Origin of the sequence: Streptomyces sp. Tue6028 (assembly GCF_002300165.1) — a bacterium.
In the GTDB taxonomy this organism is placed as follows: Bacteria; Actinomycetota; Actinomycetes; order Streptomycetales; family Streptomycetaceae; genus Streptomyces; species Streptomyces siamensis.
Genome location: NZ_MLCE01000006.1, coordinates 262,545 through 286,808, shown reverse-complemented (window position 1 = coordinate 286,808; position 24,264 = coordinate 262,545). Strand labels below are relative to the sequence as shown.

The following is a 24,264-nucleotide window of genomic DNA, read 5'->3' as shown; positions in this document are numbered from 1 at the left end:
CGGGAAGAGATGTCGGCACCGAATAAGTCGTACGACCCTGTAGAGGTCGAGGCCTTGAAACCGGAAGAGATCGAGCGCATGCGGGACGAGGCGCTCGCCGCCTTCGCGGCCGCCGGTGACCTCGACGCGCTCCAGGAGGCCAAGGTCGCCCACACCGGCGGCACCTCGCCGCTGGCCCTCGCCAACCGCGAGATCGGCGCCCTGCCCCCGCACGCCAAGGCCGACGCCGGCAAGCGCGTGGGCCAGGCCCGCGGCGCCGTGAACAAGGCCCTCGCCGCACGCCAGGCCGAGCTGGAGGCCGAGCGCGACGCCCGCGTCCTGGTCGAGGAGGCGGTGGACGTCACACTGCCCTACGACCGCGTGCCGGCCGGCGCCCGCCACCCGCTGACCACCATGATGGAGCGGGTCGCCGACGTCTTCGTGTCCATGGGATACGAGGTCGCCGAGGGCCCCGAGGTCGAGGCGGAGTGGTTCAACTTCGACGCCCTGAACTTCGGCCCTGACCACCCGGCCCGGCAGATGCAGGACACCTTCTTCGTCGAGGGCCCCAAGGGTGACCACGGTGAGTCCGGTGTCGTCCTGCGGACGCACACCTCGCCCGTGCAGGCCCGCGCCATGCTCGACCGCGAGCCGCCCGTCTACATCGTCTGCCCCGGCCGTGTGTACCGCACGGACGAGCTCGACGCCACGCACACCCCGGTCTTCCACCAGATCGAGCTGCTGGCCATCGACGAGGGCCTGACCATGGCCGACCTCAAGGGCACCCTGGACCACATGGTCCAGTCGCTCTTCGGCTCGGACATGAAGACCCGGCTGCGCCCGAACTACTTCCCCTTCACCGAGCCGTCCGCCGAGATGGACATGCTCTGCTACGTCTGCAAGGGCGAGTCCGTCGGCAACCCCGACCGCCCCTGCCGGACCTGCTCGTCCGAGGGCTGGATCGAGCTCGGCGGCTGCGGCATGGTCAACCCGCGGGTGCTCGTCGCCTGCGGCGTCGACCCGGTGAAGTACAGCGGATTCGCCTTCGGGTTCGGCATCGAGCGGATGCTGATGTTCCGCCACAACGTCGAAGACATGCGAGACATGGTCGAGGGTGACGTCCGGTTCACCCGGCCGTTCGGGATGGAGATCTGATGCGGGTCCCGCTTTCTTGGCTGCGGGAGTACGTCGACCTGCCGGCGACGGAGACCGGGCGCGACGTCCAGGCCAAGCTCATTTCGGCAGGCCTGGAGGTCGAGACTGTCGAGCAGCTCGGCGCCGACCTCAAGGGCCCCCTCGTCGTCGGCCAGGTGCTGACCATCGAGGAACTGGAGGGCTTCAAGAAGCCCATCCGCTTCTGCACCGTCGACGTCGGCACGGCCAACGGCACCGGTGAGCCCCAGGAGATCGTCTGCGGCGCCCGCAACTTCGCGGTCGGCGACAAGGTCGTCGTGGTGCTGCCGGGCGCCGTCCTGCCCGGCAACTTCGCCATCGCCGCGCGCAAGACGTACGGCAAGACCTCGCACGGCATGATCTGCTCCGGCGACGAGCTGGGCATGGGCGACGACGGCAGCGGCGGCATCATTGTGCTGCCGCCCGAGGTCGAGGTCGGCACCGACGCGATCGAGCTGCTCCAGCTCGTCGACGAGGTCCTCGACATCGCGGTCACCCCCGACCGCGGCTACTGCCTCTCGCTGCGCGGCATCGCCCGCGAGGCCGCCATCGCGTACGGCCTGCCGCTGCGCGACCCGGCGCTCCTCGACGTACCGGCCCCGAACGCGTTCGGCTACCCGGTGCAGGTCGGCGACCCGGCCGGCTGCGACCGCTTCACGGCGCGCACGGTGACCGGTCTCGACCCCGAGGCCCGCTCCCCGATCTGGCTCCGCCGCCGCCTGCAGAAGGCGGGCATGCGCCCGATCTCGCTCGCCGTCGACATCACCAACTACGTGATGCTGGAGCTCGGCCAGCCCCTGCACGCCTACGACCGCTCCCGCGTCCAGGGCGCGATCGGTGTGCGCCGCGCCGAGCAGGGCGAGAAGCTCACCACCCTCGACGGCGTCAAGCGCACCCTCGACGCCGAGGACCTGGTGATCACCGACGACCGCGGTCCCATCGGCCTCGCGGGCGTGATGGGCGGCGCCAACACGGAGATCGACGACACCGAGGGCACCACCACCGAGGTCGTCGTCGAGGCCGCGCACTTCGACGCGATCTCGATCGCGCGGACGGCCCGCCGTCACAAGCTGGCCTCCGAGGCGTCCAAGCGCTTCGAGCGCGGTGTCGACCCGCAGGCCGCGTCCGCCGCGGCCCAGCGGACCGTCGACCTGCTCGTGCTGCTGGCCGGCGGTACCGCCGACGCCGGCGTCACCGAGGTCATCGCGCCGTCCGCGCCGCACACCATCACCATCCCGGCGAACCACCCGGACAAGGTCGCGGGCGTCGACTACGGCCGTGAGACCGTCGTCCGCCGTCTCCAGCAGGTCGGCTGCGACGTCTACGGGCAGGACGAGCTGATCGTCACCGTGCCGTCCTGGCGGCCCGACCTGACCGACCCGAACGACCTGGCCGAAGAGGTCATCCGGCTGGAGGGCTACGAGAACCTGCCCTCCACGCTGCCCAAGCCCCCGGCGGGCCTCGGCCTCACCGGCCGGCAGCGCCTGCACCGCCGTATCGGCCGTGCCCTGGCGGGTGCCGGATACGTCGAGGCGCTGAACTACCCGTTCATCGGCGAGCACGTCTTCGACCAGTTCGGCCTCGCCGCCGACGACCCGAAGCGCAAGGTCGTCAAGCTGGTCAACCCGCTCTCCGACGAGGAGCCCGCGCTCCGTACGACGCTGCTGCCGGGTCTGCTCGGCGCGCTGCGCCGCAACGACGGCCGCGGCAGCCACGACCTGGCGCTCTTCGAGACCGGTCTGGTCTTCCACCCGCAGCGGGAGCTGCGCGTCGCGGGACGGCTGCCGGTCGACCGCCGTCCCACGGACGAGGAGATCGCGTCGCTCACCGCCGCGCTGCCCTTCCAGCCCCGGCACGCCGCCGTCGTCCTCGCGGGCGCCCGCGAGCAGGCCGGCTGGTGGGGCAAGGGCCGCCCGGCCGACTGGGCGGACGCCGTCGAGGCCGCGCGCATCCTGGCCCGCGAGGCGGGGACCGAACTCCTCGTCCGCTCCGGTCAGTACGGGCCGTGGCACCCGGGCCGCTGCGCCGAGCTCGCCGTGCTCGTCGACGGCACCGAGAAGGTCATCGGATACGCCGGTGAGCTGCACCCCGGCGTTCTGAAGACCCTGGGCCTGGCCCCGCGCACCTGCGCGATGGAGCTGGACCTGGACGCGCTGGAGGAGGCGAGCGCGGGCCTGCCCAAGGGCCCGAAGATCTCCACCTTCCCGGTCGCCACGCAGGACGTCGCGCTGGTGGTCTCCCGCGAGATCCCGCACGCCGACGTCGAGGCCGCGCTGCGCGAGGGCGCGGGTGAGCTCCTGGAGTCCATCCGGCTCTTCGACGTCTACGAGAGCGAGCAGCTCGGCGAGGACAAGAAGTCCCTCGCCTACGCGCTGCGGTTCCGTGCCACCGACCGCACCCTGACCGTCGACGAGGCCTCCGCGGCCCGTGACGCGGCCGTCGCCCTGGCGGCCGAGCGCACCGGGGCGGTGCTGCGCGGGGCGTGAGCCCGGCACAGTCGAGGGCGTGATGAGGGGTACATCCGGGAGTCCGGATGTACCCCTCACTCTTTGGGGTGACAACTCCGGGCGATCTGGCCCGATCGGGGCATGCGGTCGAAAGAATCGGACCGGTCTCTCGGAGGCCTTCTGCGCTGTCAGGGCCTATTGGGGGGCCAATCGGCATGATCCGTATCAAGGCTGGGGCTCCCCGTAGGGCGAAGCCCCGGACGCATTCGCGGGTGCTGGCCCGGGCGGGCCTGAGGCCGCGGGGCAGGGGCGACGGACTGCGAGCCGGACTCACCCGGGCCGTGCGGCGAAGAGGGCCCCGGATCGGCCGGGGGCGTGTCGCGTATCCGGGCCCCGGGACGACGGTCCGCCGCGACGGGCGGCGCCCGCTGCGCCGGGTGCTGAGCCTGGGGCTGCCCACCGTCTGGGGCGCGATGGCGATCACGTACAAGATGGCCTGCCCGCTCGCGCAGGAGGACGGGCTGGGCGCGCGGATCGTCACCAGCGCGGTCTTCTTCGCGGTGGGCACGGGCCTGATACTGCACGTCAGGGGCGCACTGCTGCGAGAGCTGCGGCAGATCCGCAAGGTCGCGGGCGCCGCCCAGAACGTGCTGTTGCGCCCCCTGCCCTCGCGTATCGACGGGCTGAACGTCGCGGCGGCACAACTGTCCGCCGACCGCGGCGCGAACGTGGGCGGCGACCTGTACGAGGTGATCGCCACCGAGCACGGGGTACGGATCGTCATGGGTGACGTCCGGGGCCACGGTATCGGTGCCATCGGGACCGTCGCCGCCGTCCTCGGCAGCTTCCGCGAGGCCGTGCACGACGAGCCCGAACTCGGCTCCGTCCTCAAGCGGCTGGAACGCGCGCTGGCCCGGTACCTGCGTGAGCGGGCCCGGGCCGAGCACCCCTCGGCCGGGACCGATCCGGACAGTTGGGTCGCCGAGGAGTTCGTCACCGTGCTGCTGCTGGAGATCCGCCGCGACGGCGAGGTGTACGCCCTCAACTGCGGCCATCCCTGGCCCTATCTGCTGCGCAGCCACACGGAACGGGCGGGTGCGCGCGGTCACGTCGAGCGGCTGTCCACGGGCGAACCCCTGCCGCCGCTCGGGCCGTTCCCGCTGCCTGCCGAGCTGCCCGCCGAGCACTGCGGTCGCCTGCAGCCCGGGGAAGGGCTCTTCCTGTACACCGACGGGGTGGAGGACGCGCGCGACGGGCACGGCCGCTTCTTCCCGTTGCAGGCCGTGCTCGCCGACGTGGTCCGTGTCCAGCCCGCCTCACCCCGATCCGTCCTGCGTGGTGTGCTCGCCCGGGTCCTGCGCCATGCCGGCGGATCGCCCGCCGACGACGTCGCGTTGCTCGTGCTGCGCAACGACCGCCGATGCGTCCCTGTGCAACAGGGCGCCTCCGTCGCCCAGCAGGTGAACTGACGCCGCGGCGTGCGCCGTCCGCCCCGCCACGGAGTGTCGGGCAGGCAGCTGGGCGGACGGCGCGGAAGCGGGCCGCCGCACTGTACGAGGGGGAGCCGGCGGCCCGGCCGGCCTCTTGCGAGGCATTTCAGTCAACCGGCCAGAAACGCTCTGCGACAGCGCGCGCACTGCCCGGATACGGGCATTCCTTTCACACCCCGTGTGAAAGCGGACGCACTACTCTGACGGCACCGAGCCACCCGGGGGGCCTCCATGCAGCCCAACACACTGCTCGACGCGATACTCGACGAGGCCGGCATCTCGCACGCGGGACTCGCCGCCCATGTCAATCAGGCGGGCAGAGCACGTGGACTCGCGCTGCGGTACGAACACACGGCCGTGGCGCGCTGGTTGAAGGGGCAGCGCCCCCGTGGCCAGGTACCCGACCTGATCTGTGAGGTGCTCGCGGGCCGGCTGCACCGGCCCGTCACGCTCGACGACATCGGACTGGGCGTGCCCGGTGAACCGGCCACCCCGCACGGCACCTCGCTGTCCGGCTTCGTGGAGCGGGCCACCGCCCTGTGGCGCTCCGACGAGCAGCAGCGCCCGCACATACTCGGCGCGCCCGCCGTCACCGGTACGCCCGCCGTGATGCCGGTGTGGGAATGGGAGAACCCGCCCGAGGACGTGGACGTCTCGCGCGGCGGACGGCACCGCGTCAGCATGGCGGACATCGACATGCTGCGGGCGGCCCGCGCCCACTACGAGCAGATGTACCGCAAGGCGGGCGGTATCGCGACCCGCACCCGGATCGTCGGGTTCCTCAACTCCGAGACGGCGCCGCTGCTGCGCGGCAGCTACACCGATGCCACCGGCCGCCAGCTGCACCGCGCCACGGGCGGCCTGGTCGCCATCGCGGGCATCTGCGCCTACGACTCCGACGCGCACGGACTGGCCCAGCGCTACTTCCATCAGGCGCTGCGCCTGGCGAAGGCCAGCGGGGACAGGGGACTCGGGGCCTACGTCATAGCCCTGCTGGTCAACCAGTCGCTGTTCATGCGCGAGTACCGGCAGGCCGTGGCCTTCGCCGAGGCCGCGCTGCGCGCCGCCGGGCGGCACATCACGCCGGCGCTCGCCTCCGACCTCTACGCGATGCAGGCCAAGGCGTACGCACACCTCGGCGACGGCAGCAGTGCGCTGTCCTGCATACGGCGTGCCGAGCAGGCCGCCGAGCGCATCCGGCGCGGGTACGAGCCCGACGAGACCGGCTATGTCCAGCCGGGCCTGGTCAACGTGCAGGTGGCGGAGGCCCTGCTCAGCCTCGGCGACCTGGTGGCGGCGGGGGAGCACGCCGCGGCCGCCGTGGACAACCCGGCGCACGACCGGGGGCGGGTGCACCGGTTGGCGATGCTCAGCCAGATCGAGCTGCGTCAGGGCAACGCCGACAAGGCGGTGGCCACCGCCGTTCAAATGGCCGAACAGGCGCGGGGGATGGAGTCCCAGCGGCTGCGCGACAGACTGCGCGCGGTGCGCGAGCACCTGGTGCGCAGCGGCTGCGCGGGCACGGCCGAGGCCGCCGAGCTCATCGACGGGGCATTGCGCGTACCGCTGTAGGGAAGGCGCCACGAAAAGGTTCGACCGCCGCTGCACCGTGCCCCGACCGCTGTGAGCCTGCTGTCAGGACGCTCCTGCTGCGATATTGCCATCTACTCGGCGGAAGGTGGCAGAACCGTGCAGTGGACGAAACAGAACGAACAAACTGTGTACGCAAACCGCTGGTTCAGCGTCAATCTCGCAGATGTGGAGCTGCCGGACGGTCGGCACCTCGATCACTTTTTGATACGGCTGCGGCCCGTGGCCGTGGCCACTGTGGTGAATGAGGCCAACGAAGTGCTGCTCCTGTGGCGGCACCGCTTCATCACCGACAGCTGGGGATGGGAGCTTGCGGCGGGTGTCGTCGAGGACGGCGAGGACATCGCCGTCGCGGCGGCCCGCGAACTGGAGGAGGAGACCGGCTGGCGGCCGGGACCCCTGAGGCATCTGATGAGCGTCGAGCCCTCCAACGGGCTCACCGACGCCCGGCACCACATCTTCTGGGCCGACGAGGGTGCGTACATCGGACACCCCGTGGACGACTTCGAGTCCGACCGTCGGGAATGGGTTCCCCTGAAGCTCGTCCCCGACATGGTCGCCCGCGGCGAGGTCCCGGCCGCCAACATGGCTGCCGCACTGCTCCTACTGCACCATCTCAGGCTCGGGCAGGACGCCTTGCCCTGATCCGTCCCCCCCCACGGCGTCCGGGGACCTAGTGGCCCAGAGCCTGCCAGACCGCCACGGCCAGCGCGCCAACGGCCGCGAGGACGGCGAGGGTGGGCAGTGGCCAGCGGGTGTGTTCGAGGGCGACGACCCGTGTGCTCAGGTCGTCGAGATCCTTGGCGGTCTGGTCGTCGCGCTGAGTGAGCAGTGCCAGTCCTCCCTCTATGCGAGTGAGCCCCACTTCGAGGGACCGGCGTAACTCTGCGAGTTCCCCTGGGACCACGGGATGCTCGGGGTCGGCGGTCACGAGTCCGCTCCTTTCCGTAGTCGTGCCATCCCTTACATGCGCACGGAAAGTCAACTCGCCTGGTGGACGCGTGGGGAGCGTGTGCGACGGGCATATGCGGGCCCGGCGCGCACACGGTGTGTGAATGGCGCGGGCCCGGCACCGAAAAGGGTGCCGGGCCCGCGCGAGCCGATGCTCGTGATCAGCTCACGATCCGTAGTCGGCCAGGGGTGTCGGCCGTGGACCGTGCAGTCCGGGTGTCAGCCGTAGGTGTAGAAGCCCGATCCCGACTTCCGGCCCAGGCGGCCCGCGTCCACCATGCGCTGGAGCAGCGGGGGAGCGGCGTACAGCGGCTCCTTGTACTCCTCGTACATCGAGTGGGCGACCGAGGCGACCGTGTCGAGGCCGATCAGGTCGGACAGCTTGAGCGGGCCCATCGGGTGGGCGCAGCCGAGCTCCATGCCGTTGTCGATGTCCTCGCGGCTCGCGATGCCCGACTCGAACATCCGGATCGCCGACAGGAGGTACGGGATGAGCAGCGCGTTGACCACGAAGCCCGAGCGGTCCTGGGCGCGGATGGCGTGCTTGCCGACCGCCTTCTCGGCGAACAGCTGGGCCCGGCTGAGGGTGCCCTCGGAAGTGGTCAGCGCCGGGATCAGCTCGACGAGCTTCTGGACCGGCGCCGGGTTGAAGAAGTGGATGCCGATGACCTGGTCGGGCCGCGAGGTGGCGACCGCGAGCTTCACCAGCGGAATCGAGGAGGTGTTGGAGGCCAGGATCGCGTCGGGCCGCGTCACCACCTGGTCGAGGACCTGGAAGATCTCGGTCTTGACCTGCTCGTTCTCGACGACGGCCTCGATCACCAGGTCGCGGTCGGCGAACTCGCCGAGGTCCGTGGTGAAGCTGAGCCGGTCCTGGGTGGACTTGAGCTCCTCCTCGGAGATCTTCCCGCGCTCGGCGGCCTTGGAGAGGGAGTTGAAGAGCCGGGTACGGCCGATCTCCAGGGCCTCGCCGGTGGTCTCGGCGACCTTGACGTCCAGACCGGCGCGGGCGCACACCTCGGCAATGCCCGCACCCATCTGCCCGCAGCCCACCACTCCGACGCGTTCGATGTCGGTCACATCGTCCCCTTCGCTGATCTGCACGGCCGGCAGGACCTCCGTGTTTCGGTGCCTGCTCCGAACGTGCACGTTACCGCCAAGTATCGATGATCGATCGTCGGGGTCCGGCATCCTGGGGCGAAATGGCGGTCCGTGACGGCGCGGACCGGGTGCGTGAAGGGATGCGGAGATGGGGCTGCTGTCACGCCGGACGTTCGCGGCGACCGCGGTGGCGGCACTGTCGGGACTGGCGGCCCAGGGGGACGCCGGGGCGGGCGCGAACCCCGCCCCGGCCCCGGCGCCGGCTCCGACGCGACCTCACCGGACGGAGAGCGAGTTCCGCGGCATGTGGCTGGCCACGGTCTCCAACCGAGACTGGCCCTCGCGCGGCGGACTGAGCCGCGACCAGCAGCGCGCCGAGCTCCTCGACCATCTCGACACGGCGGTTCGGCTGAGGCTGAACACGGTGATGTTCCAGGTGCGGCCCGCGGCCGACGCGCTGTGGCCCTCGCCGTACGAGCCGTGGTCCGAGGTCCTCACCGGCGTCCAGGGCCAGGACCCCGGCTGGGACCCGCTGGACACCGTGGTCCGCGAGGCGCACGCGCGCGGTCTTGAGCTGCACGCCTGGTTCAACCCGTACCGCGTCGCGAATCACACCGACCCCGCCCGGCTGGCCCCCGCGCACCCCGCCCGCAGGCACCCCGACTGGATCGTGCCGTACGGCGGGCGGCTCTACTACAACCCCGGACTGCCGCAGGTCCGGGCCTTCGTGCAGGACGCGATGCTCGACGCGGTGCGCAGGTATCCGGTCGACGCCGTCCACTGGGACGACTACTTCTATCCGTATCCCGTCGACGGCGAGGCCTTCGACGACGACGCGGCGTACGTGGGACACGGGGCCGGCTTCCCGGACCGGGCCTCCTGGCGGCGTCACAACATCGACCTGCTGGTGCGGGAGATGTCGGAGGCCCTCGCGCGCACCCGGCCCGCCGCGTGCTTCGGGATCAGCCCCTTCGGGGTGTGGCGCAACACGGCGAGCGACCCGCTCGGATCGGCGACGGCGGCCCACATCCAGACGTACGACGACCTGCACGCCGACACCAGGAAGTGGGTCAGGGAGCAGTGGATCGACTACATCTGTCCCCAGCTCTACTGGAACATCGGCTTCGCCGACGCGGACTACGCCGAGCTGCTGCCCTGGTGGGCGGACGTCACCCGGGGCACGCGCGTACGGCTCTACGTCGGGGAGGCGCTGTACAAGGCCGGTGCACCGGGGCAGCCCGAAGCGTGGCGGGACCCGGCCGAACTCTCCCGGCACCTCACCCTCGCCGGTGACTGCGCCGAGGTGCGCGGGCACGCCTTCTTCTCGGCGACGGAGGCCGGCTCCGACCGCATCGGTGCGATGGCGCGGGTCGTCGCCGACCACTACCAGCGGTCGGCGACACCTCCGCGCCGGGCGCGCCGGGCGTGAGAGCCGATGGTCACTGCTGCCTCAGGTCCTTTGCTGCCTCATGTCCTTGTGGCGGATCTCGGAGTCGGGGCCCGGTGAGCACACGGCCTCGTGCCCGTCCTCGAATCGCACGCGGTACGGGGGAGCGCCCTGCGCCCCCATCACCTCGGTGATCTCCGCGACCTTGTCGTGCTGACCGACAACCCTGCCGTGCTGCACAAGCTGGTCGCCCTTGTTTGCACGCATCTGAACGGTCTCCTCGTCGTGTACGGGAGTGTGCGGTCCGTGGCCGCAAGTCTACGGCTGGTGGCGCCGGTTGGACCGGCCCGTGCGTGCCGGTCAGCTCCGCGCCCGCTGGGTGAGCGCGATGCAGACCAGAACGGCGGCGGCCGTCAGGGGTGCGGCCGGTGTGAGCTGCTCGCCCAGGAGCAGTACCGACCACACCAGTGTGAGCAGCGGCTGCGCCAGCTGCAACTGGCTGGCCTTCGGAATCCCGATGGACGCCATGCCCCGGTACCAGACGACCAGGCCGAGGAACTGCGAACCGGCCGCCACCCACAGCAGACCCGTCACGCTGTGCGCGGTCAGCCGGACCGGCTCGTGGGACAGTGCGACCAGCATGCCCGGCACGGTGAGCGGCAGGCACAGGACCAGCGCCCAGCCGATGACCTGCCAGCCCGGCATGACCCGGGCGAGCCGGCCGCCCTCCGTGTAGCCCGCCGCGCAGACCAGCAGCGCGCCGAAGAGATAGGCGTCCGCACCGGTCAGGGCGCCGCCGCTCTGCTGCACGGTGAACGCGATCACCGCCGCCGCTCCCGCGAGGGCCGCGCACCAGAACATCCGCGAGGGCCGCGCGCCGGTGCGCAGCGTGGAGAACAGCGCCGTCGTCAGCGGCAGCAGCCCCACCACCACGGCGGCGTGCGCGGTGGTCGAGGTCTCCAGGGCGAGGGTCGTCAGCAGGGGGAAGCCGAGCACGACGCCCGCGGCCACGACGGCGAGCCCCGCCCAGTGCCGGCGGCCCGGCAACGGCACTCGCAGCGCCATCAGGCAGCCACCGGCGATCATTGCCGCCAGCACGCTGCGGACGGCCACCAGGGACCAGGGGCCGAAGCCCTCCAGGCCCCAGGCGGTGGCCGGGAAGGTGAGGGAGAAGGCGGTGACGCCGAGGGCGGCCTGGAGGGTGCCGGCGCGGCGGGCCGCGCGTCCGGCTCCGCCATCGGCGGTGGGTGCGCTGCTGTCCGTGGGCGCACGGCGGGCGTCGGCTCCGCCCGGCACCTGGTCCCGGCCCGCGGCGGACGTGCTTCCGGCGGTGGCGGTGACAGCGGACGTGCTCCCGGCGGTAGCGGTAGCGGTGGTGCGTGCCGCGGCGACGGGACCGGCGGGGCGGTCGTCCCGGGCGGTCGAGGCACCGCTGTCCGGGGCCTGGAGGCCGTCTCCTGCGGCGCCGGTCCCTGCGGTGGTGACCGCTATCGGGGTTTCGGCAGTAGCGCTATCCTGTGCTCTCATGCAAGAGCGTAGCAGTGTGGCCGACCTGGCGAATCAGCTGCGGCGAGAACTCGACCGCTACTCGCCAGGTGGAAAGCTGCCGTCGAGTCGCGCACTCGTCGAGCGGTTCCGCGTCAGCCCGGTGACCGTGTCACGGGCACTGGCACAGCTCGCCGCCGAAGGGCTCGTCGTCACCCGCCCTGGCGCGGGGGCGTTCCGCGCCCGGCCGCGCGCCGCCGCCGAGCCCACCGGGGACACCTCCTGGCAGGAGGTGGCGCTCAGCGCCGACGCGGCCGCCGAACTCGTACCGCGCACGGTGGACGCGTCCGGAGTCCTGGTCTCCCTGGACGCCCCGGCGCCCGGCGTCGTCGAGTTCAACGGCGGCTATCTGCACCCCTCGCTCCAGCCCGAGCGGGCGATGGGCGCGGCCCTGTCCCGGGCGGGGCGCCGCCCCGGCGCCTGGTCGCGGCCGCCCATGGAGGGACTCGCGGACCTGCGTGAATGGTTCGCGCGGGGCATCGGGGGCGCGATCACCGCGGCCGAGGTGCTCGTCACCGCGGGCGGCCAGTCGGCGCTGACCACCGCCCTGCGCGCGCTCGCACCGCCCGGCGCGCCCGTGCTCGTCGAGTCACCCACGTATCCGGGCATGCTGGCGATCGCCCGCGCGGCCGGGCTGCGGCCGGTGCCGGTGCCCGTCGACGCCGACGGCGTGAAGCCCGCCCTGCTCGCCGACGCCTTCGCCGCGACCGGCGCGCGGGTCTTCGTCTGCCAGCCGCTGTTCCAGAACCCGACCGGAGCCGTCCTCGCCCCCGAGCGCCGGGGCGAGGTGGTGCGCATCGCGCGCGACGCCGGCGCCTTCGTCGTCGAGGACGACTTCGTGCGGCGCCTCGTGCACGAGGACAGCGGTCCGCTGCCGCGCCCGATGGCCGCCGAGGACCCCGATGGGGTCGTCGTGCACGTCGGGTCCCTGACCAAGGCGACCTCGCCGAGCTTCCGGGTCGCCGCGCTCGTGGCGCGCGGTCCGGTCCTGGAGCGGTTGCGCGCCATCCAGATCGTCGACAGCTTCTTCGTGCCACGCCCGTTCCAGGAGGCCGCGCTCGAACTCGTCGGCTCGCCCGCATGGCCGCGTCATCTGCGCTCCCTGTCGGCCGAGCTGAAGGCGCGCCGCGACACGATGACCTCCGCGCTGCGGCTGCGACTGCCCGAACTCGCCCTGCCCCACGTCCCGTCCGGCGGCTACCACCTCTGGCTGCGGCTGCCCGACGGCATGGACGAGGCCACGCTGGTCGCCGCGGCCCTGCGCAGCGGCGTGGCCGTCACGCCCGGCCGTCCCTACTTCAGCGCCGAACCCCCGGCCGCGCACCTCCGGTTGAGCTTCGCGGCGGTCGCGAACGCGGAGGAGATCGCCGAGGGCGTGCGCAGGCTCCGGGCCGCCTGCGACGAGGTGCTCGGCTGACGGCCGGCGCGGGCCCGCGCCGGCCGGGCGGGAACGGAGCCTCGGCGGTCTCCGGGCAAGCGGGCAGGGGACGAAAACGGCTCGACGCCCCGGGCCCGTGACTGCGACCCTCCCCGCCATGAGCGATGTGCACCCCCTCCCCGAGGGCTACGAGATATCCGCCGACACCGCCCGGATCGACGTCGACCGCGTCCACCGGTGGCTGTCCGCGGACGCGTACTGGGCGCTCGGCCGGCCCCGTGAGAAGCAGGACATCGCGATCGCGGGGTCGCTCAACTTCGGTGTGTACGAGGAGGCGTCCGGCGAGCAGGTCGCCTACGCCCGGGTGGTGACCGACGAGGCCACCTTCGCGTGGCTCTGCGACGTCTACGTCGCCCCTTCGGCACGCGGCAGGGGACTGGGCACCGCGCTGGTCGCAGCGGTCCGCGACCACCTCGGCCCGCTCGGGCTGCGCCGCGTCCTGCTCGCCACGCACGACGCGCACGGCGTCTACGAGAAGCTGGGTTTCACGCCGCTCGACCGGCCGGACCAGTGGATGGCGCTGATGCTTCGGTAAGTGCGCGTATACCTTGCGTAACGGCCCTTGACCTGCGGAGTCCCGCGTTCCACGATCTGCCCATGCATCTTCGGGTCACGTTCGTCGCCGCCGCGCGCAGCTCCTCGCTGCTCGCGGAGCGCTTCGAGGACGACAGGCCGTTGGACCAGGCGGGCTGGGACGAGGTGCAGCGTTCGGCCGCCGGGCTGGTGCCGCTGGCGACGTCCGAGCTGCGCTACTGCTCACCGACCCCCCGCAGCAGGGCCACCGGCGACGCCCTCGGCTACGCGCCCCTCGTGCAGCTCGCGCTGCGCGACTGCGACATGGGCCGGTGGCGCGGCTTCACGCTCGGCGAGGCGATGGCCCGCGAGCCCGACGCCGTGGACGCCTGGCTCGCAGACCCGCGCTCGGCCCCGCACGGCGGCGAGTCCCTGCTGGGCTTCATCCAGCGCGTCGGCGGATGGCTCGACACCCGGCCCGTCGACGACGGGAGCCGGATCGTCGCGGTGGCGGAGCCGTCGGTGGTGCGCGCCGCCCTCGTCTACGCGCTCAAGGCCCAGCCGTCGACGTACTGGAACATCGACGTGCGCCCTCTGTCGACCGTCACCCTCACCGGCAACAACCACCGCTGGAACATGCGCCTGGAGGCGGCGTAGCCACGCGCGCAGCGCTCGCACCACCCCTGGACGGGGGATCCCGGCGTTCATGTGTGTCCGCCGGCCCTGTCCGTCCGTCGCACCCCGGCACCCCGCCCCCGGCCGGTCAGTCCCCGCGCGCGTAGTCCGTGGTCAGGACCAGGTCCTTGGCCGGCCCCCCGACCCGCCACACCGTGCGCCAGCGGTCCTGCGCGTACACCGAGAACTCGCCCCGGTAGAGGTCGGCCGAGCAGGGATGGTCGGCGATGTGCCGGCCGGTCGTCAGATCCAGGTCGTGGAAGGGCCGGCCGTCTGAGAACTGTACGAAGGCGGCGGCCGGGACCGCCCCCGGCAGGAACCGCAGCGTCCGCTCGGCGGGCCGGGCGACGCCCTGCCAGGTGAACGTGCCCGACTCGTGGTGCAGCAGCCCCGCGTGTTCCGCGCCCTCCGGCGGTCCGAAAACCGTCGTGCCGATGAAGTGCCCCTCCGCGCCGCTAGCGAGGTCGCGCACGGTGCGCCTCACCCGCCAGCTCCCGGCCAGGTACGAGAGCACATCCGGCACTGGCCAGAACTCGCCCATGGTGTACCGCTCTCCGTCCCGTGCGATGCCGCGCGACCCATTGACGCGCTCCTGCCCCCTCCCTATCTTGCCGTTCGAAGTATTGATCGATGTCCGATATTTCGAACAACTCCACACCACTGAGCCGCGGAGTATTCATGTCATCCACCCGCACCCGCTGGAGACTCGGACTCACCGCCACCGCCCTCCTGGTGGCCTCCACCGTCGTCCCGGGACCGGCGCGAGCCGCCGCGGACGACGTCACCGACTACGCGATCACCGTCCACCCCGAGCGGTCCGGCGCGAAGATCGACGACACCATGTACGGCGTCTTCTTCGAGGACATCAACCGCGCCGCGGACGGCGGCCTCTACCCCGAGCTCGTGCAGAACCGGTCGTTCGAGTACAGCACCGCAGACAACTCCTCCTACACGCCGCTCACCTCGTGGACCGTCTCCGGCACCGCCCGCGCCGTCGGCGACGACGGACGCCTCGACGCCCGCAACCGCACCTACCTCGCCCTGGACGGCGGCTCGTCCGTCACCAACACGGGCTACAACACCGGCATCAGGGTCGAGAGCGGCAAGGCCTACGACTTCTCCGTCTGGGCCCGCGCCGACGCGAGAACGCCCCTCACCGTGACATTGCGGGACGCCGAGGGCACGCTCGCCGAGGCCCGCCGGCTCACGGTGCGCGGCGGCTGGGCCCAGTACCGGGCGCGGTTCACACCCGACCGCACCACCAGCACCGGCCGCCTCACCGTCGCCGCCGAGGGTTCCGTCGCGCTGGACATGATCTCGCTGCTGCCCCGCGACACCTACAAGGGGCACGGCCTGCGCAAGGACCTCGCCGAGAAGATCGCCGCGCTGCACCCGGGCTTCGTGCGCTTCCCGGGCGGCTGCCTCGTCAACACCGGCAGCATGCAGGGGTACGACGAGGCCTCGGGCTACCAGCGCAAGCGCGCGTACCAGTGGAAGGACACCGTCGGCCCGGTCGAGCAGCGCGCCACCAACGCCAACTTCTGGGGCTACAACCAGAGTTACGGGCTCGGCTACTACGAGTACTTCCAGTTCGCCGAGGACGTCGGCGCGATGCCGCTGCCCGTGGTGCCCGCACTCGTCACCGGCTGCGGCCAGAACAGGGCCGTGGACGACGACGCCCTGCTCCAGCGGCACATCCAGGACACCCTGGATCTCATCGAGTTCGCCAACGGGCCGGTGACGAGCGAGTGGGGTGCGCGACGCGCTCGCATGGGTCACCCCGAGCCCTTCCACCTCACCCACCTGGAAGTGGGCAACGAGGAGAACCTGCCCCGTGAGTTCTTCACCCGCTTCGAGCGGTTCCGCACCGCCGTCGAGGCCGCGTACCCCGACGTCACGGTGATCTCGAACGCGGGCCCCGACGACTCCGGAAGCACCTTCGACACGGCCTGGCAGCTCAACAGGGACGCGAACGTCGACATGGTCGACGAGCACTACTACAACAGCCCGCAGTGGTTCCTGCAGAACAACGACCGCTACGACTCCTACGACAGGAACGGCCCCAAGGTCTTCCTCGGCGAGTACGCCTCCGGCGGCAACACCTTCAAGAACGCCCTCTCCGAAGCCGCATACATGACCGGCCTGGAGCGCAACGCGGACGTCGTGAAGCTCGCCTCGTACGCCCCGCTGCTCGCCAACGAGGACTACGTGCAGTGGCGTCCGGACATGATCTGGTTCAACAACCACGCCTCCTGGGGTTCGGCCGACTATGAGGTGCAGAAGCTCTTCATGAGCAACGTCGGCGACCGTGTCGTACCGTCGACCGCCACCGGCACACCCGCGCTGAACGGACCCCTCTCGGGTGCCGTCGGCCTGTCGACCTGGGCGACCACGGCGGCGTACGACGACGTGAAGGTCACCGGAGCGGACGGCGGCACGCTGTTCGGCGACGACTTCGGCGGCGACGCCTCACAGTGGACCCACACGGGCGGCGGCAGCTGGAGCGTGCAGGACGGGCAGTACGTGCAGACCGACGTGGCCGCCGAGAACACCATGGTCACGGCGGGCGACCCGGCCTGGCACGACTACGACCTGCACGTGAAGGCCACCAAGAAGTCCGGCAAGGAGGGCTTCCTCGTCGCCTTCGGCGTCAAGGACACCGGCAACTACTACTGGTGGAACCTGGGCGGCTGGAACAACACCACCTCCGCGGTCGAACAGGCCGTCGACGGCGGCAAGTCGTCGCTGATCTCCAAGCCCGGCTCGATCGAGACGGGCCGCGCCTACGACGTCGACATCAAGATCCGTGGACGCCAGGTGACCCTCTACCTGGACGGCGAGGAGTGGGGGAGCTTCACCGACGACAAGCCCGCCGAGCCGTTCCGCCAGGTCGTCACGCGCGACGCGAAGAGCGGCGACCTCGTCGTCAAGGTGGTCAACGCCCAGGCGTCGGCGGCCCGTACGGCGATCGACCTCGGTGGCGCGAAGGTCGCCCCCAAGGCCCGGGTGACCACCCTCGCGGCCGCGCCCGAGGCGGTGAACACCGAGACGGCCACACCGGTCGCTCCGGTGACGTCCACCCTCGAAGGGGTCGCCGACAGGTTCACGTACACCTTCCCGGCGAACTCCGTCACCTTCCTGCGGATCAGGCAGAGGTAGCGGCGGCCGGCGTGGGCTGCTGTCCGACGGGCAGCAGCCCACGCTCGGCGAACACCTTCTTCGCGACCAGCGTCGCGTTCATCGCCTTCGGTATCCCGCAGTACACCACCGAGTGCAGCATCGCCTCGACGATCTGCTCGGGCGAAAGCCCCACGTTCAGCGACGCGTTGACGTGCACTTCGAGCTGGGGCTCGCAGCCGCCGAGGGCGGTGAGCATGCCGAGCGTCACCAACTGGCGGTCGCGCGCGACGAGTCCGGGCCGGTCGTAGATGTCGCCGAAGGCCCACGCGACGATCTGGTGGCCGAGTTCGGGGCTGATGTCGGAGAGCGAGTCGACGACCCGTTCCCCGACCTCGCCGTCGACCCGCTTCAGGACGTCCATGCCGTGCTCGAAACGCTCTTCGCGGGTGGTGGCGTCGCTCATGTCTCGTCGTCCGTTCCCGGCTGGTCGAGCAGCCGTTCGTAGTGGTCGATCTTGTCGTCGAGGGCGGCGGCGTTGCGGCGCAGCGCGCGCATCCGGTCCGCGAGGTCGGCGCGGTGCGCGCGGAGCATCGCCAGCCGCTCGGGGACGGTGGCCCCGCCCCGCGAGCGCAGCTCGGCGAACCGCTGCATGTCCGCGATCGACATGCCCGTCCCGCGCAGCCGGATCAGGAACTCCAGCCAGGCCAGGTCGGCCGCCGCGTAGCGCCGCTGGTTCCCCGTGGTCCGGCCGACCCGTTCGATGAGGCCGGCCTTCTCGTAGTACCGCAGCGTGTCGTGCGAGAGGCCGGTGCGCTCCACGACCTCGGAGATCGTGAGCGTCGGCTCCTGGCCGCCCGGGAGGGGCTGTCCGCTGGTCATGACAAGACCGTAGAACCTGGAGCGCGCTCCAGGTCAAGCGCCGTCGGCGATCACTTCCGGCGGGCCGGTCGCGAGGCTTTTGGGTCGGGCGGGCGGGTGCTCGGCACCACCCCTCTCCGCGACCGCCCGGGTCAGGAGCGGCGGCCCCTCTCCGCGACCGCCCGGGTCAGGAGCGGCGGCGCGGCTTGCCCCGCCGTGCCCCGCCCTTCGCGCCGCCGGCCCCGCCCTTGGCGCCGCCGCCGCGCCGGCCCTGCCCGCCCGACGTGCCGCCCGCGGACTTCTGCCGCGTGCCGCCACCGCTGCCGGACCGCTTGGGCGACGTCTTGGCGGCGGGCTCGGCCTTCGGCCGGGCGGCGGCCGGAGTGCGGCCGCGCGAGCTGTTCACGGTGCGGCCGCGGACGATCCCGATGAAGTCCTCCACCATGTCGGTGGTCTCGTCCGCGGGCCAGGACAGGGCGACGCGCGACTCCGGCGCGTCCGCGACCGGCCGGTAGGTGAGGTCCTTGCGGTGGTGGAGACGGGCGAGCGACTGCGGCACGACGAGGACGCCGATGCCCGCCGCCACCAGCTCGACGGCGTCCGCCGTGGTGGCCGGCCGCTCGAAGGCGGGCTTCCCCGGCAGACGCTCCCATTCGAGGGTGTCGTCAAGGGGGTGCAGCACGATGTCGTCGGCGAGATCCTCCGTGGTGACCTCGTCGACGGCCGCCACGACGTGGTCCTTGGGGACCACGACCACCGTGGTCTCGGTGTAGAGGGGGATCGCACTGAGGTCGGTCCGGTCGACCGGCAGACGGACGAGGCCCGCGTCGGCGCCCCCGCCGCGCAGCAGCCCGAACGCCTCGGCGGCGGTCACCGCGACCAGGGTCAGGGGGATGTCGGGAAGCCGCTCGTTCCAGATCCGCACCCACTTGGCGGGTGTGACCCCCGGAACGTAGGCGAGCCGGAACGAGGGGGGTGCTTCGGAGCCAGTCACCTCGTCAGGTTACCGGTCGTGAGGGCCGAGGCGGCGGGCAGCGGTCCTGGTCGGCGGCGCCTCGCACGCTCGTTACCCTTGACGCATGACGTCGCACCAGACCACCCAGACGATGAAGCCCGCCACCGCGGCCAAGAAGCTGGGTGTGTACCTCGAGGCCACCCCCGCCGAGTTCCGGGAGGGTGTCGTCTCGCGTGCCGAGCTGAGCGCGCTGCAGGCCGACCCTCCGCAGTGGCTGCGGGACCTGCGCCGTGACGGCCCGCACCCGCGGCCCGTGGTCGCGTCCCGGCTGGGCGTCTCCATCGCCGGTCTCGCCCGGGGCGGGGTCACCGAGGCGCTCACCACCGAGCAGATCGAGGCGCTGAAGGCGGAGGACCCGGAGTGGCTGCGGCGCGAGCGCGCCACGCAGGCGGACGTCCGCAAGGAGGCCGCCCGGATCAAGGAGAAGAAGGCGGAGCAGGCGGCCCGCGCCGCGGGAGCCGGCGACTCGCGTACCTGATCCGTCGCCGTCGACGGGGCGGCGGCGCCCGCGCGCCCCGTCCCGTCGTCCGAGCGCATCCCGCGCCGTGCCCGAGTGCGGCGCGGACTTCTGGGCCGATGATTGTCATGGGCATGCATGACGCTCCCGCGTATTCATGCAGTGGATTGCATAAACGTGCATCGAAACGTATAGTCATGCCATCCAAGAGGAGGGTTCCATGACGGTACGAGCGGCAGTGGCGGGAGCGAGCGGGTACGCGGGCGGAGAGCTGCTGCGCCTGCTCCTCGTGCACCCCGGCATCGAGATCGGCGCCCTGACCGGCAACTCCAACGCGGGTCAGCGCCTGGGCGCGCTCCAGCCGCATCTGCTGCCGCTCGCGGACCGCGTGCTGCAGGAGACCACGACCGAGGTGCTCGGCGGTCACGACGTCGTGTTCCTCGCCCTCCCGCACGGACAGTCCGCCGCCGTCGCCGAGCAGCTCGGCCCGGACGTCCTCGTGGTCGACATGGGTGCCGACTTCCGGCTGAAGGATCCGGCCGACTGGGAACGGTTCTACGGCTCCGCGCACGCCGGGACCTGGCCCTACGGCCTCCCCGAACTGCCGGGTGCCCGCGCTGCGCTGGAGGGGTCCAAGCGCATCGCGGTGCCCGGTTGCTACCCCACGGCCGCCACGCTCGCTCTCTTCCCGGCGTACGCGGCCGGGCTCGCCGAGCCCGAGGCCGTGATCGTCGCCGCGTCCGGCACGTCCGGTGCCGGCAAGGCGCCCAAGGCGCACCTCCTCGGCAGCGAGGTCATGGGCTCCATGTCGCCGTACGGCGTCGGCGGCGTCCACCGGCACACCCCCGAGATGATCCAGAACCTCGGCGGGGCGGCAGGCGAGCCGGTCACCGTGTCCTTCACGCCCACCCTGGCGCCGATGCCCCGCGGCATCCTCGCCACGTGCAGCGCCAAGGCGCGGGACGGCGTCTCGGCCGAGTCCGTGCGGACCGCGTACGAGAAGGCGTTCGCCGACGAGCCGTTCGTGCACCTGCTGCCCGAGGGACAGTGGCCCGCCACGGCGTCCGTCTACGGTTCCAACGCCGTTCAGGTCCAGGTCGCGTACGACGCCGCCGCGCACCGCATCATCGCGATCAGCGCCATCGACAACCTGACCAAGGGCACCGCGGGCGGTGCCGTCCAGAGCATGAACATCGCCCTCGGTCTCGACGAGACCACAGGGCTTTCCACGATCGGAGTCGCACCGTGAGCGTCACGGCAGCCAAGGGATTCCAGGCGGCGGGCATCGCCGCCGGGATCAAGGAGAACGGCAACCCGGACCTGGCCCTCGTGGTCAACGACGGTCCGCGCCGCGCCGCCGCGGGCGTCTTCACCTCGAACCGCGTGAAGGCCGCTCCGGTGCTCTGGTCGCAGCAGGTCCTCAGGAGCGGCGAGCTGACCGCCGTCGTCCTCAACTCCGGGGGCGCCAACGCGTGCACCGGACCGAAGGGCTTCCAGGACACGCACGCCACCGCCGAGAAGGTCGCCGAGTCCCTCACCGCCGCGGGCGCCGGCGAGGTGGGCGCGGGCAGCGTCGCCGTGTGCTCGACCGGCCTGATCGGCGTCCTGCTGCCGATGGACAAGCTGCTCCCGGGTGTCGACCAGGCGGTGGCCCACCTCAGCGCGCACGGCGGCGAGAAGGCCGCCATCGCCATCAAGACCACCGACACCGTCCACAAGACGTCCGTGGTGACGAAGGACGGCTGGACCGTGGGCGGCATGGCCAAGGGCGCGGGCATGCTCGCCCCCGGACTCGCCACCATGCTCGTCGTCCTCACCACGGACGCGGACGTCGACAGCCCGACCCTGGACCAGGCGCTGCGCGACGCGACCCGGGTCACCTTCGACCGGGTCGACTCCGACGGCTGCATGTCCACCAACGACACGGTGCTGCTGCTCGCCTCCGGCGCCTCCGGCGTCATCCCCGACCACGCGGAGTTCGCCGAGGCCGTCCGCACCGTCTGCGACGACCTCGGCCAGCAGCTCATCCGTGACGCGGAAGGCGCCAGCAAGGACATCAAGGTCGAGGTGGTGAACGCGGCGAGCGAAGCCGACGCCGTCGAGGTGGGCCGCTCGATCGCCCGCAACAACCTCCTCAAGTGCGCGATCCACGGCGAGGACCCCAACTGGGGCCGGGTGCTGTCCGCGATCGGCACCACCGGCGCCGCATTCGAACCCGAGCAGCTGAACGTCGCCATCAACGGCGTCTGGGTCTGCAAGAACGGCGGCGTGGGCGAGGACCGCGAGCTCGTCGACATGCGCTACCGCGAGGTCCACATCGTCGCCGACCTGGCCGCGGGCGCCGAGACCGCCACGATCTGGACCAACGACCTCACCGCCGACTACGTCCACGAGAACAGCGCGTACTCCTCATGACGAACGTGACCCGGAAGCACACCGCCCTGCCCAAGGCGCAGACCCTCATCGAGGCGCTGCCCTGGCTGACCCGGCACCACGGCAAGACCGTCGTCATCAAGTTCGGCGGCAACGCCATGGTCGACGACGAACTGAAGGCCGCCTTCGCCCAGGACGTCGTCTTCCTGCGGCACGCGGGGCTCAAGCCCGTCGTGGTGCACGGCGGCGGCCCGCAGATCAGCGCCGCCCTCGACCGGCACGGCATCGTCAGCGAGTTCAAGGCCGGCCTGCGCGTCACCACCGAGGACGCCATGGACGTCGTACGGATGGTGCTCGCCGGACAGGTGCAGCGCGAACTCGTCGGGCTGCTCAACCAGCACGGACCGCTCGCGGTCGGACTGACCGGCGAGGACGCCCACACCATCACCGCCACCAAGCACCGGCCCGAGATCGACGGCGAACGCGTCGACATCGGACGGGTCGGCGAGATCACCGACATCGACACCGGTGCCATCGAGGCGCTGCTCGCCGACGGCCGGATCCCGGTCGTCTCCTCGATCGCCCGCTCCCTGGACGACGGACATGTCTACAACGTCAATGCTGATACGGCGGCTGCGGCTCTCGCTGCGGCACTTGGCGCCGAAACCCTCATGGTCCTCACGGACGTCGAGGGTCTCTACGAGGACTGGCCCGACAGCGACGAGGTGATCAGCCGCCTCACCGCCTCCCAGCTGGAGAAACTGCTGCCCGAGCTGGCCAGCGGCATGGTGCCGAAGATGCAGGGCTGTCTGCACGCCGTCCGCAACGGCGTCACCACGGCCCGCGTCATCGACGGCCGGGTCCAGCACTCGATCCTGCTGGAGATCTTCACCGACGAGGGCATCGGCACGATGGTCGTGCCCGACGCAGAGGGGGACGCCGTATGACCGGCAACGCGACGAACGCCGAACTCACCCAGCGGTGGCAGGGCGCGCTGATGGACAACTACGGCACCCCCCGGCTGCCCCTGGTGCGCGGCGCGGGCGCGAAGCTCTGGGACGCCGACGGCAAGCAGTACGTCGACTTCGTCGGCGGCATCGCGGTCAACGCGCTCGGCCACGCCCACCCCGCGGTCGTCGAGGCCGTCGGCAGGCAGATCGCCTCCCTCGGACACGTCTCCAACCTGTTCATCGCCGAACCGCCCGTCGCCCTCGCCGAACGGCTCCTCCAGCTCTTCGGCCGCGACGGAAAGGTCTACTTCTGCAACTCGGGCGCCGAGGCCAACGAGGGCGCCTTCAAGATCGGCCGGCTCACCGGCCGCACCCATATGGTCGCCACCACGGGCGGCTTCCACGGCCGGACCATGGGCGCCCTCGCGCTCACCGGGCAGTCGGCCAAGCAGGAGCCGTTCCTGCCGCTGCCCGGCGACGTCACGCACGTCCCGTACGGCGACGCTCAGGCACTCGCCGAAGCGGTCACCGAGGACACCGCGCTGGTGATCATCGAGCCCGTCCAGGGCGAGAACGGCGTCGTCGTGCCGCCCGCCGGCTACCTCAAGGCCGCCCGCGCCATCACCGCCGCCACCGGAGCCCTCCTCGTCCTCGACGAGGTGCAGACAGGCATCGGACGGACCGGCCACTGGTTCGAGTACCAGGCCCACGAGGGTGTCCTGCCCGACGTCGTCACGCTCGCCAAGGGCCTCGGCGGCGGGCTGCCCCTGGGCGCCACCGTCGCCTTCGGCCGGGCCGCCGCCCTGCTCAAGCCCGGCCACCACGGCACGACCTTCGGTGGCAACCCGGTCGTCTGCGCCGCCGGGCTCGCCGTGCTCGACACGATCGCGGGCGAGGGCCTGCTCGACAACGTGAAGCGGCAGGGCGAGAAGCTGCGCGGCTCGATCGAGTCCCTCGGCCACCCGTTGGTCGACCATGTCCGGGGTGCGGGGCTGCTCCTGGGTATCGTGCTCACCGAGCCGCTCGCGCCCCAGGTGCAGCAGGCGGCTCAGGACGCCGGTTTCCTGGTGAACGCGCCCGCCCCCGATGTCGTACGGCTGATGCCACCGCTGAACCTCGGCGACGACGAGGTGGAGGCGTTTCTCCAGGCCCTTCCCGGCGTCCTCGACGCAGCCAACGGGGACGGATCCTGAGAAATGGGA

At 71.8% G+C, this 24,264-nt stretch carries 23 protein-coding genes; 15 read left to right on the top strand and 8 right to left on the bottom strand.

Annotated elements, in window-relative coordinates:
- Window positions 1-9 precede the first annotated feature (9 nt).
- The 5 genes from pheS (at window position 10) to BKI49_RS05955 (ending at window position 7,324) form a co-directional block, all read left to right on the top strand.
- Entirely contained in the window at window positions 10-1,134 is a 1,125-nt protein-coding gene (gene pheS, locus BKI49_RS05975) for a phenylalanine--tRNA ligase subunit alpha (protein ID WP_028801566.1), read from the top strand.
- On the top strand, window positions 1,134-3,638 hold the full coding sequence (gene pheT / locus BKI49_RS05970; RefSeq protein WP_095933130.1) for a phenylalanine--tRNA ligase subunit beta: 2,505 nt from the start codon (window positions 1,134-1,136) through the stop codon (window positions 3,636-3,638). The genes pheS and pheT overlap by 1 nt, the downstream gene beginning before the upstream one ends.
- A gap of 434 nt (window positions 3,639-4,072) precedes the next feature.
- Window positions 4,073-5,068 carry a PP2C family protein-serine/threonine phosphatase gene (locus tag BKI49_RS05965; protein WP_257004630.1) on the top strand — a complete coding sequence of 332 codons (996 nt, stop codon included), beginning with the start codon at window positions 4,073-4,075 and terminating at the stop codon, window positions 5,066-5,068.
- Between the two features lie 252 nt (window positions 5,069-5,320).
- The gene (locus tag BKI49_RS05960; protein WP_095933128.1) at window positions 5,321-6,661 is read left to right on the top strand and encodes an NsdA family TPR-like regulatory protein; all 1,341 of its coding nucleotides are present in this window, start codon (window positions 5,321-5,323) and stop codon (window positions 6,659-6,661) included.
- Between the two features lie 117 nt (window positions 6,662-6,778).
- A complete protein-coding gene (locus tag BKI49_RS05955; protein ID WP_095933127.1) occupies window positions 6,779-7,324 on the top strand; it encodes an NUDIX hydrolase in 546 nt (181 codons plus the stop codon).
- A 28-nt stretch (window positions 7,325-7,352) separates the two neighbouring features.
- On the opposite strand, the gene BKI49_RS05950 is transcribed toward BKI49_RS05955, so the two are convergent.
- Together BKI49_RS05950 and BKI49_RS05945 are read right to left on the bottom strand one after the other, a co-directional pair.
- Window positions 7,353-7,610: a hypothetical protein gene (locus BKI49_RS05950; RefSeq protein ID WP_095933126.1), complete on the bottom strand. Its 258-nt coding sequence runs from the start codon at window positions 7,608-7,610 to the stop codon at window positions 7,353-7,355.
- Between the two features lie 239 nt (window positions 7,611-7,849).
- Window positions 7,850-8,710 carry a 3-hydroxybutyryl-CoA dehydrogenase gene (locus BKI49_RS05945; RefSeq protein ID WP_179332347.1) on the bottom strand — a complete coding sequence of 287 codons (861 nt, stop codon included), beginning with the start codon at window positions 8,708-8,710 and terminating at the stop codon, window positions 7,850-7,852.
- A gap of 169 nt (window positions 8,711-8,879) precedes the next feature.
- Between BKI49_RS05945 and BKI49_RS05940 the strand changes: the two genes are divergently transcribed.
- On the top strand, window positions 8,880-10,160 hold the full coding sequence (locus BKI49_RS05940; RefSeq protein WP_095933124.1) for a glycoside hydrolase family 10-like protein: 1,281 nt from the start codon (window positions 8,880-8,882) through the stop codon (window positions 10,158-10,160).
- 21 nt (window positions 10,161-10,181) lie between these two features.
- Here BKI49_RS05940 and BKI49_RS05935 read toward each other — a convergent pair whose 3' ends face one another.
- Window positions 10,182-10,385 (bottom strand): DUF1918 domain-containing protein, encoded by a 204-nt coding sequence (locus tag BKI49_RS05935; RefSeq protein ID WP_095933123.1) that lies wholly within the window; start codon window positions 10,383-10,385, stop codon window positions 10,182-10,184.
- Window positions 10,386-10,478: 93 nt separating this feature from the next.
- The gene (locus BKI49_RS05930; protein ID WP_373557521.1) at window positions 10,479-11,645 is read right to left on the bottom strand and encodes a DMT family transporter; all 1,167 of its coding nucleotides are present in this window, start codon (window positions 11,643-11,645) and stop codon (window positions 10,479-10,481) included.
- Here BKI49_RS05930 and BKI49_RS05925 point away from each other — a divergent pair.
- The 3 genes from BKI49_RS05925 (at window position 11,644) to BKI49_RS05915 (ending at window position 14,271) form a co-directional block, all read left to right on the top strand.
- Entirely contained in the window at window positions 11,644-13,080 is a 1,437-nt protein-coding gene (locus tag BKI49_RS05925) for an aminotransferase-like domain-containing protein (RefSeq protein ID WP_095933122.1), read from the top strand. The two genes, BKI49_RS05930 and BKI49_RS05925, sit on opposite strands and share 2 nt — an antisense overlap.
- A gap of 118 nt (window positions 13,081-13,198) precedes the next feature.
- Complete coding sequence (locus BKI49_RS05920) at window positions 13,199-13,636, top strand: GNAT family N-acetyltransferase (protein ID WP_095933121.1); 438 nt, start codon at window positions 13,199-13,201, stop codon at window positions 13,634-13,636.
- A gap of 62 nt (window positions 13,637-13,698) precedes the next feature.
- The gene (locus BKI49_RS05915; protein ID WP_095933120.1) at window positions 13,699-14,271 is read left to right on the top strand and encodes a histidine phosphatase family protein; all 573 of its coding nucleotides are present in this window, start codon (window positions 13,699-13,701) and stop codon (window positions 14,269-14,271) included.
- Window positions 14,272-14,377: 106 nt separating this feature from the next.
- Here BKI49_RS05915 and BKI49_RS05910 read toward each other — a convergent pair whose 3' ends face one another.
- Complete coding sequence (locus tag BKI49_RS05910; RefSeq protein WP_095933119.1) at window positions 14,378-14,830, bottom strand: DUF6314 family protein; 453 nt, start codon at window positions 14,828-14,830, stop codon at window positions 14,378-14,380.
- A 137-nt stretch (window positions 14,831-14,967) separates the two neighbouring features.
- On the opposite strand from BKI49_RS05910, the gene BKI49_RS05905 reads away from it, so the two are divergent.
- Entirely contained in the window at window positions 14,968-17,448 is a 2,481-nt protein-coding gene (locus BKI49_RS05905) for an alpha-L-arabinofuranosidase C-terminal domain-containing protein (RefSeq protein WP_095933118.1), read from the top strand.
- Here the strand turns inward: BKI49_RS05905 and BKI49_RS05900 are convergent.
- The 3 genes from BKI49_RS05900 to BKI49_RS05890 all read right to left on the bottom strand — a co-directional run bounded on the left by BKI49_RS05900 (window position 17,435) and on the right by BKI49_RS05890 (window position 19,261).
- Window positions 17,435-17,872, bottom strand: coding sequence for a carboxymuconolactone decarboxylase family protein (locus BKI49_RS05900; RefSeq protein ID WP_095933117.1), 438 nt, complete (start codon window positions 17,870-17,872; stop codon window positions 17,435-17,437). The two genes, BKI49_RS05905 and BKI49_RS05900, sit on opposite strands and share 14 nt — an antisense overlap.
- On the bottom strand, window positions 17,869-18,288 hold the full coding sequence (locus BKI49_RS05895; RefSeq protein WP_095933116.1) for a MerR family transcriptional regulator: 420 nt from the start codon (window positions 18,286-18,288) through the stop codon (window positions 17,869-17,871). The genes BKI49_RS05900 and BKI49_RS05895 overlap by 4 nt, the downstream gene beginning before the upstream one ends.
- 166 nt (window positions 18,289-18,454) lie before the next feature.
- Window positions 18,455-19,261: a LysR family transcriptional regulator substrate-binding protein gene (locus tag BKI49_RS05890; RefSeq protein ID WP_095933115.1), complete on the bottom strand. Its 807-nt coding sequence runs from the start codon at window positions 19,259-19,261 to the stop codon at window positions 18,455-18,457.
- A gap of 85 nt (window positions 19,262-19,346) precedes the next feature.
- Here BKI49_RS05890 and BKI49_RS05885 point away from each other — a divergent pair, with 85 nt between their 5' ends.
- From BKI49_RS05885 to BKI49_RS05865, 5 genes are all read left to right on the top strand, one after another.
- Window positions 19,347-19,760, top strand: coding sequence for a DUF5997 family protein (locus BKI49_RS05885; protein ID WP_095933114.1), 414 nt, complete (start codon window positions 19,347-19,349; stop codon window positions 19,758-19,760).
- 199 nt (window positions 19,761-19,959) lie between these two features.
- Window positions 19,960-20,988, top strand: a complete 1,029-nt coding sequence (argC, locus tag BKI49_RS05880) for an N-acetyl-gamma-glutamyl-phosphate reductase (RefSeq protein ID WP_095933113.1) — start codon at window positions 19,960-19,962, stop codon at window positions 20,986-20,988.
- Window positions 20,985-22,154, top strand: coding sequence for a bifunctional glutamate N-acetyltransferase/amino-acid acetyltransferase ArgJ (gene argJ / locus BKI49_RS05875; RefSeq protein ID WP_095933112.1), 1,170 nt, complete (start codon window positions 20,985-20,987; stop codon window positions 22,152-22,154). The genes argC and argJ overlap by 4 nt, the downstream gene beginning before the upstream one ends.
- Window positions 22,151-23,059: an acetylglutamate kinase gene (argB, locus tag BKI49_RS05870; protein ID WP_095933111.1), complete on the top strand. Its 909-nt coding sequence runs from the start codon at window positions 22,151-22,153 to the stop codon at window positions 23,057-23,059. Before argJ ends, argB begins: the two co-directional genes overlap by 4 nt.
- Entirely contained in the window at window positions 23,056-24,255 is a 1,200-nt protein-coding gene (locus BKI49_RS05865) for an acetylornithine transaminase (protein ID WP_095933110.1), read from the top strand. The genes argB and BKI49_RS05865 overlap by 4 nt, the downstream gene beginning before the upstream one ends.
- Window positions 24,256-24,264: the final 9 nt, after the last annotated feature.

Coding starts and splice junctions, on each gene's coding strand:
- pheS (WP_028801566.1), top strand. CDS start 10: ATGTCGGCACCGAATAAGTCGTACGACCCTGTAGAGGTCGAGGCCTTG.
- pheT (WP_095933130.1), top strand. CDS start 1,134: ATGCGGGTCCCGCTTTCTTGGCTGCGGGAGTACGTCGACCTGCCGGCG.
- BKI49_RS05965 (WP_257004630.1), top strand. CDS start 4,073: ATGGCGATCACGTACAAGATGGCCTGCCCGCTCGCGCAGGAGGACGGG.
- BKI49_RS05960 (WP_095933128.1), top strand. CDS start 5,321: ATGCAGCCCAACACACTGCTCGACGCGATACTCGACGAGGCCGGCATC.
- BKI49_RS05940 (WP_095933124.1), top strand. CDS start 8,880: ATGGGGCTGCTGTCACGCCGGACGTTCGCGGCGACCGCGGTGGCGGCA.
- BKI49_RS05935 (WP_095933123.1), bottom strand. CDS start 10,385: ATGCGTGCAAACAAGGGCGACCAGCTTGTGCAGCACGGCAGGGTTGTC.
- BKI49_RS05925 (WP_095933122.1), top strand. CDS start 11,644: ATGCAAGAGCGTAGCAGTGTGGCCGACCTGGCGAATCAGCTGCGGCGA.
- BKI49_RS05930 (WP_373557521.1), bottom strand. CDS start 11,645: ATGAGAGCACAGGATAGCGCTACTGCCGAAACCCCGATAGCGGTCACC.
- BKI49_RS05920 (WP_095933121.1), top strand. CDS start 13,199: ATGAGCGATGTGCACCCCCTCCCCGAGGGCTACGAGATATCCGCCGAC.
- BKI49_RS05915 (WP_095933120.1), top strand. CDS start 13,699: ATGCATCTTCGGGTCACGTTCGTCGCCGCCGCGCGCAGCTCCTCGCTG.
- BKI49_RS05910 (WP_095933119.1), bottom strand. CDS start 14,830: ATGGGCGAGTTCTGGCCAGTGCCGGATGTGCTCTCGTACCTGGCCGGG.
- BKI49_RS05905 (WP_095933118.1), top strand. CDS start 14,968: ATGTCATCCACCCGCACCCGCTGGAGACTCGGACTCACCGCCACCGCC.
- BKI49_RS05900 (WP_095933117.1), bottom strand. CDS start 17,872: ATGAGCGACGCCACCACCCGCGAAGAGCGTTTCGAGCACGGCATGGAC.
- BKI49_RS05895 (WP_095933116.1), bottom strand. CDS start 18,288: ATGACCAGCGGACAGCCCCTCCCGGGCGGCCAGGAGCCGACGCTCACG.
- BKI49_RS05885 (WP_095933114.1), top strand. CDS start 19,347: ATGACGTCGCACCAGACCACCCAGACGATGAAGCCCGCCACCGCGGCC.
- argC (WP_095933113.1), top strand. CDS start 19,960: ATGACGGTACGAGCGGCAGTGGCGGGAGCGAGCGGGTACGCGGGCGGA.
- argB (WP_095933111.1), top strand. CDS start 22,151: ATGACGAACGTGACCCGGAAGCACACCGCCCTGCCCAAGGCGCAGACC.
- BKI49_RS05865 (WP_095933110.1), top strand. CDS start 23,056: ATGACCGGCAACGCGACGAACGCCGAACTCACCCAGCGGTGGCAGGGC.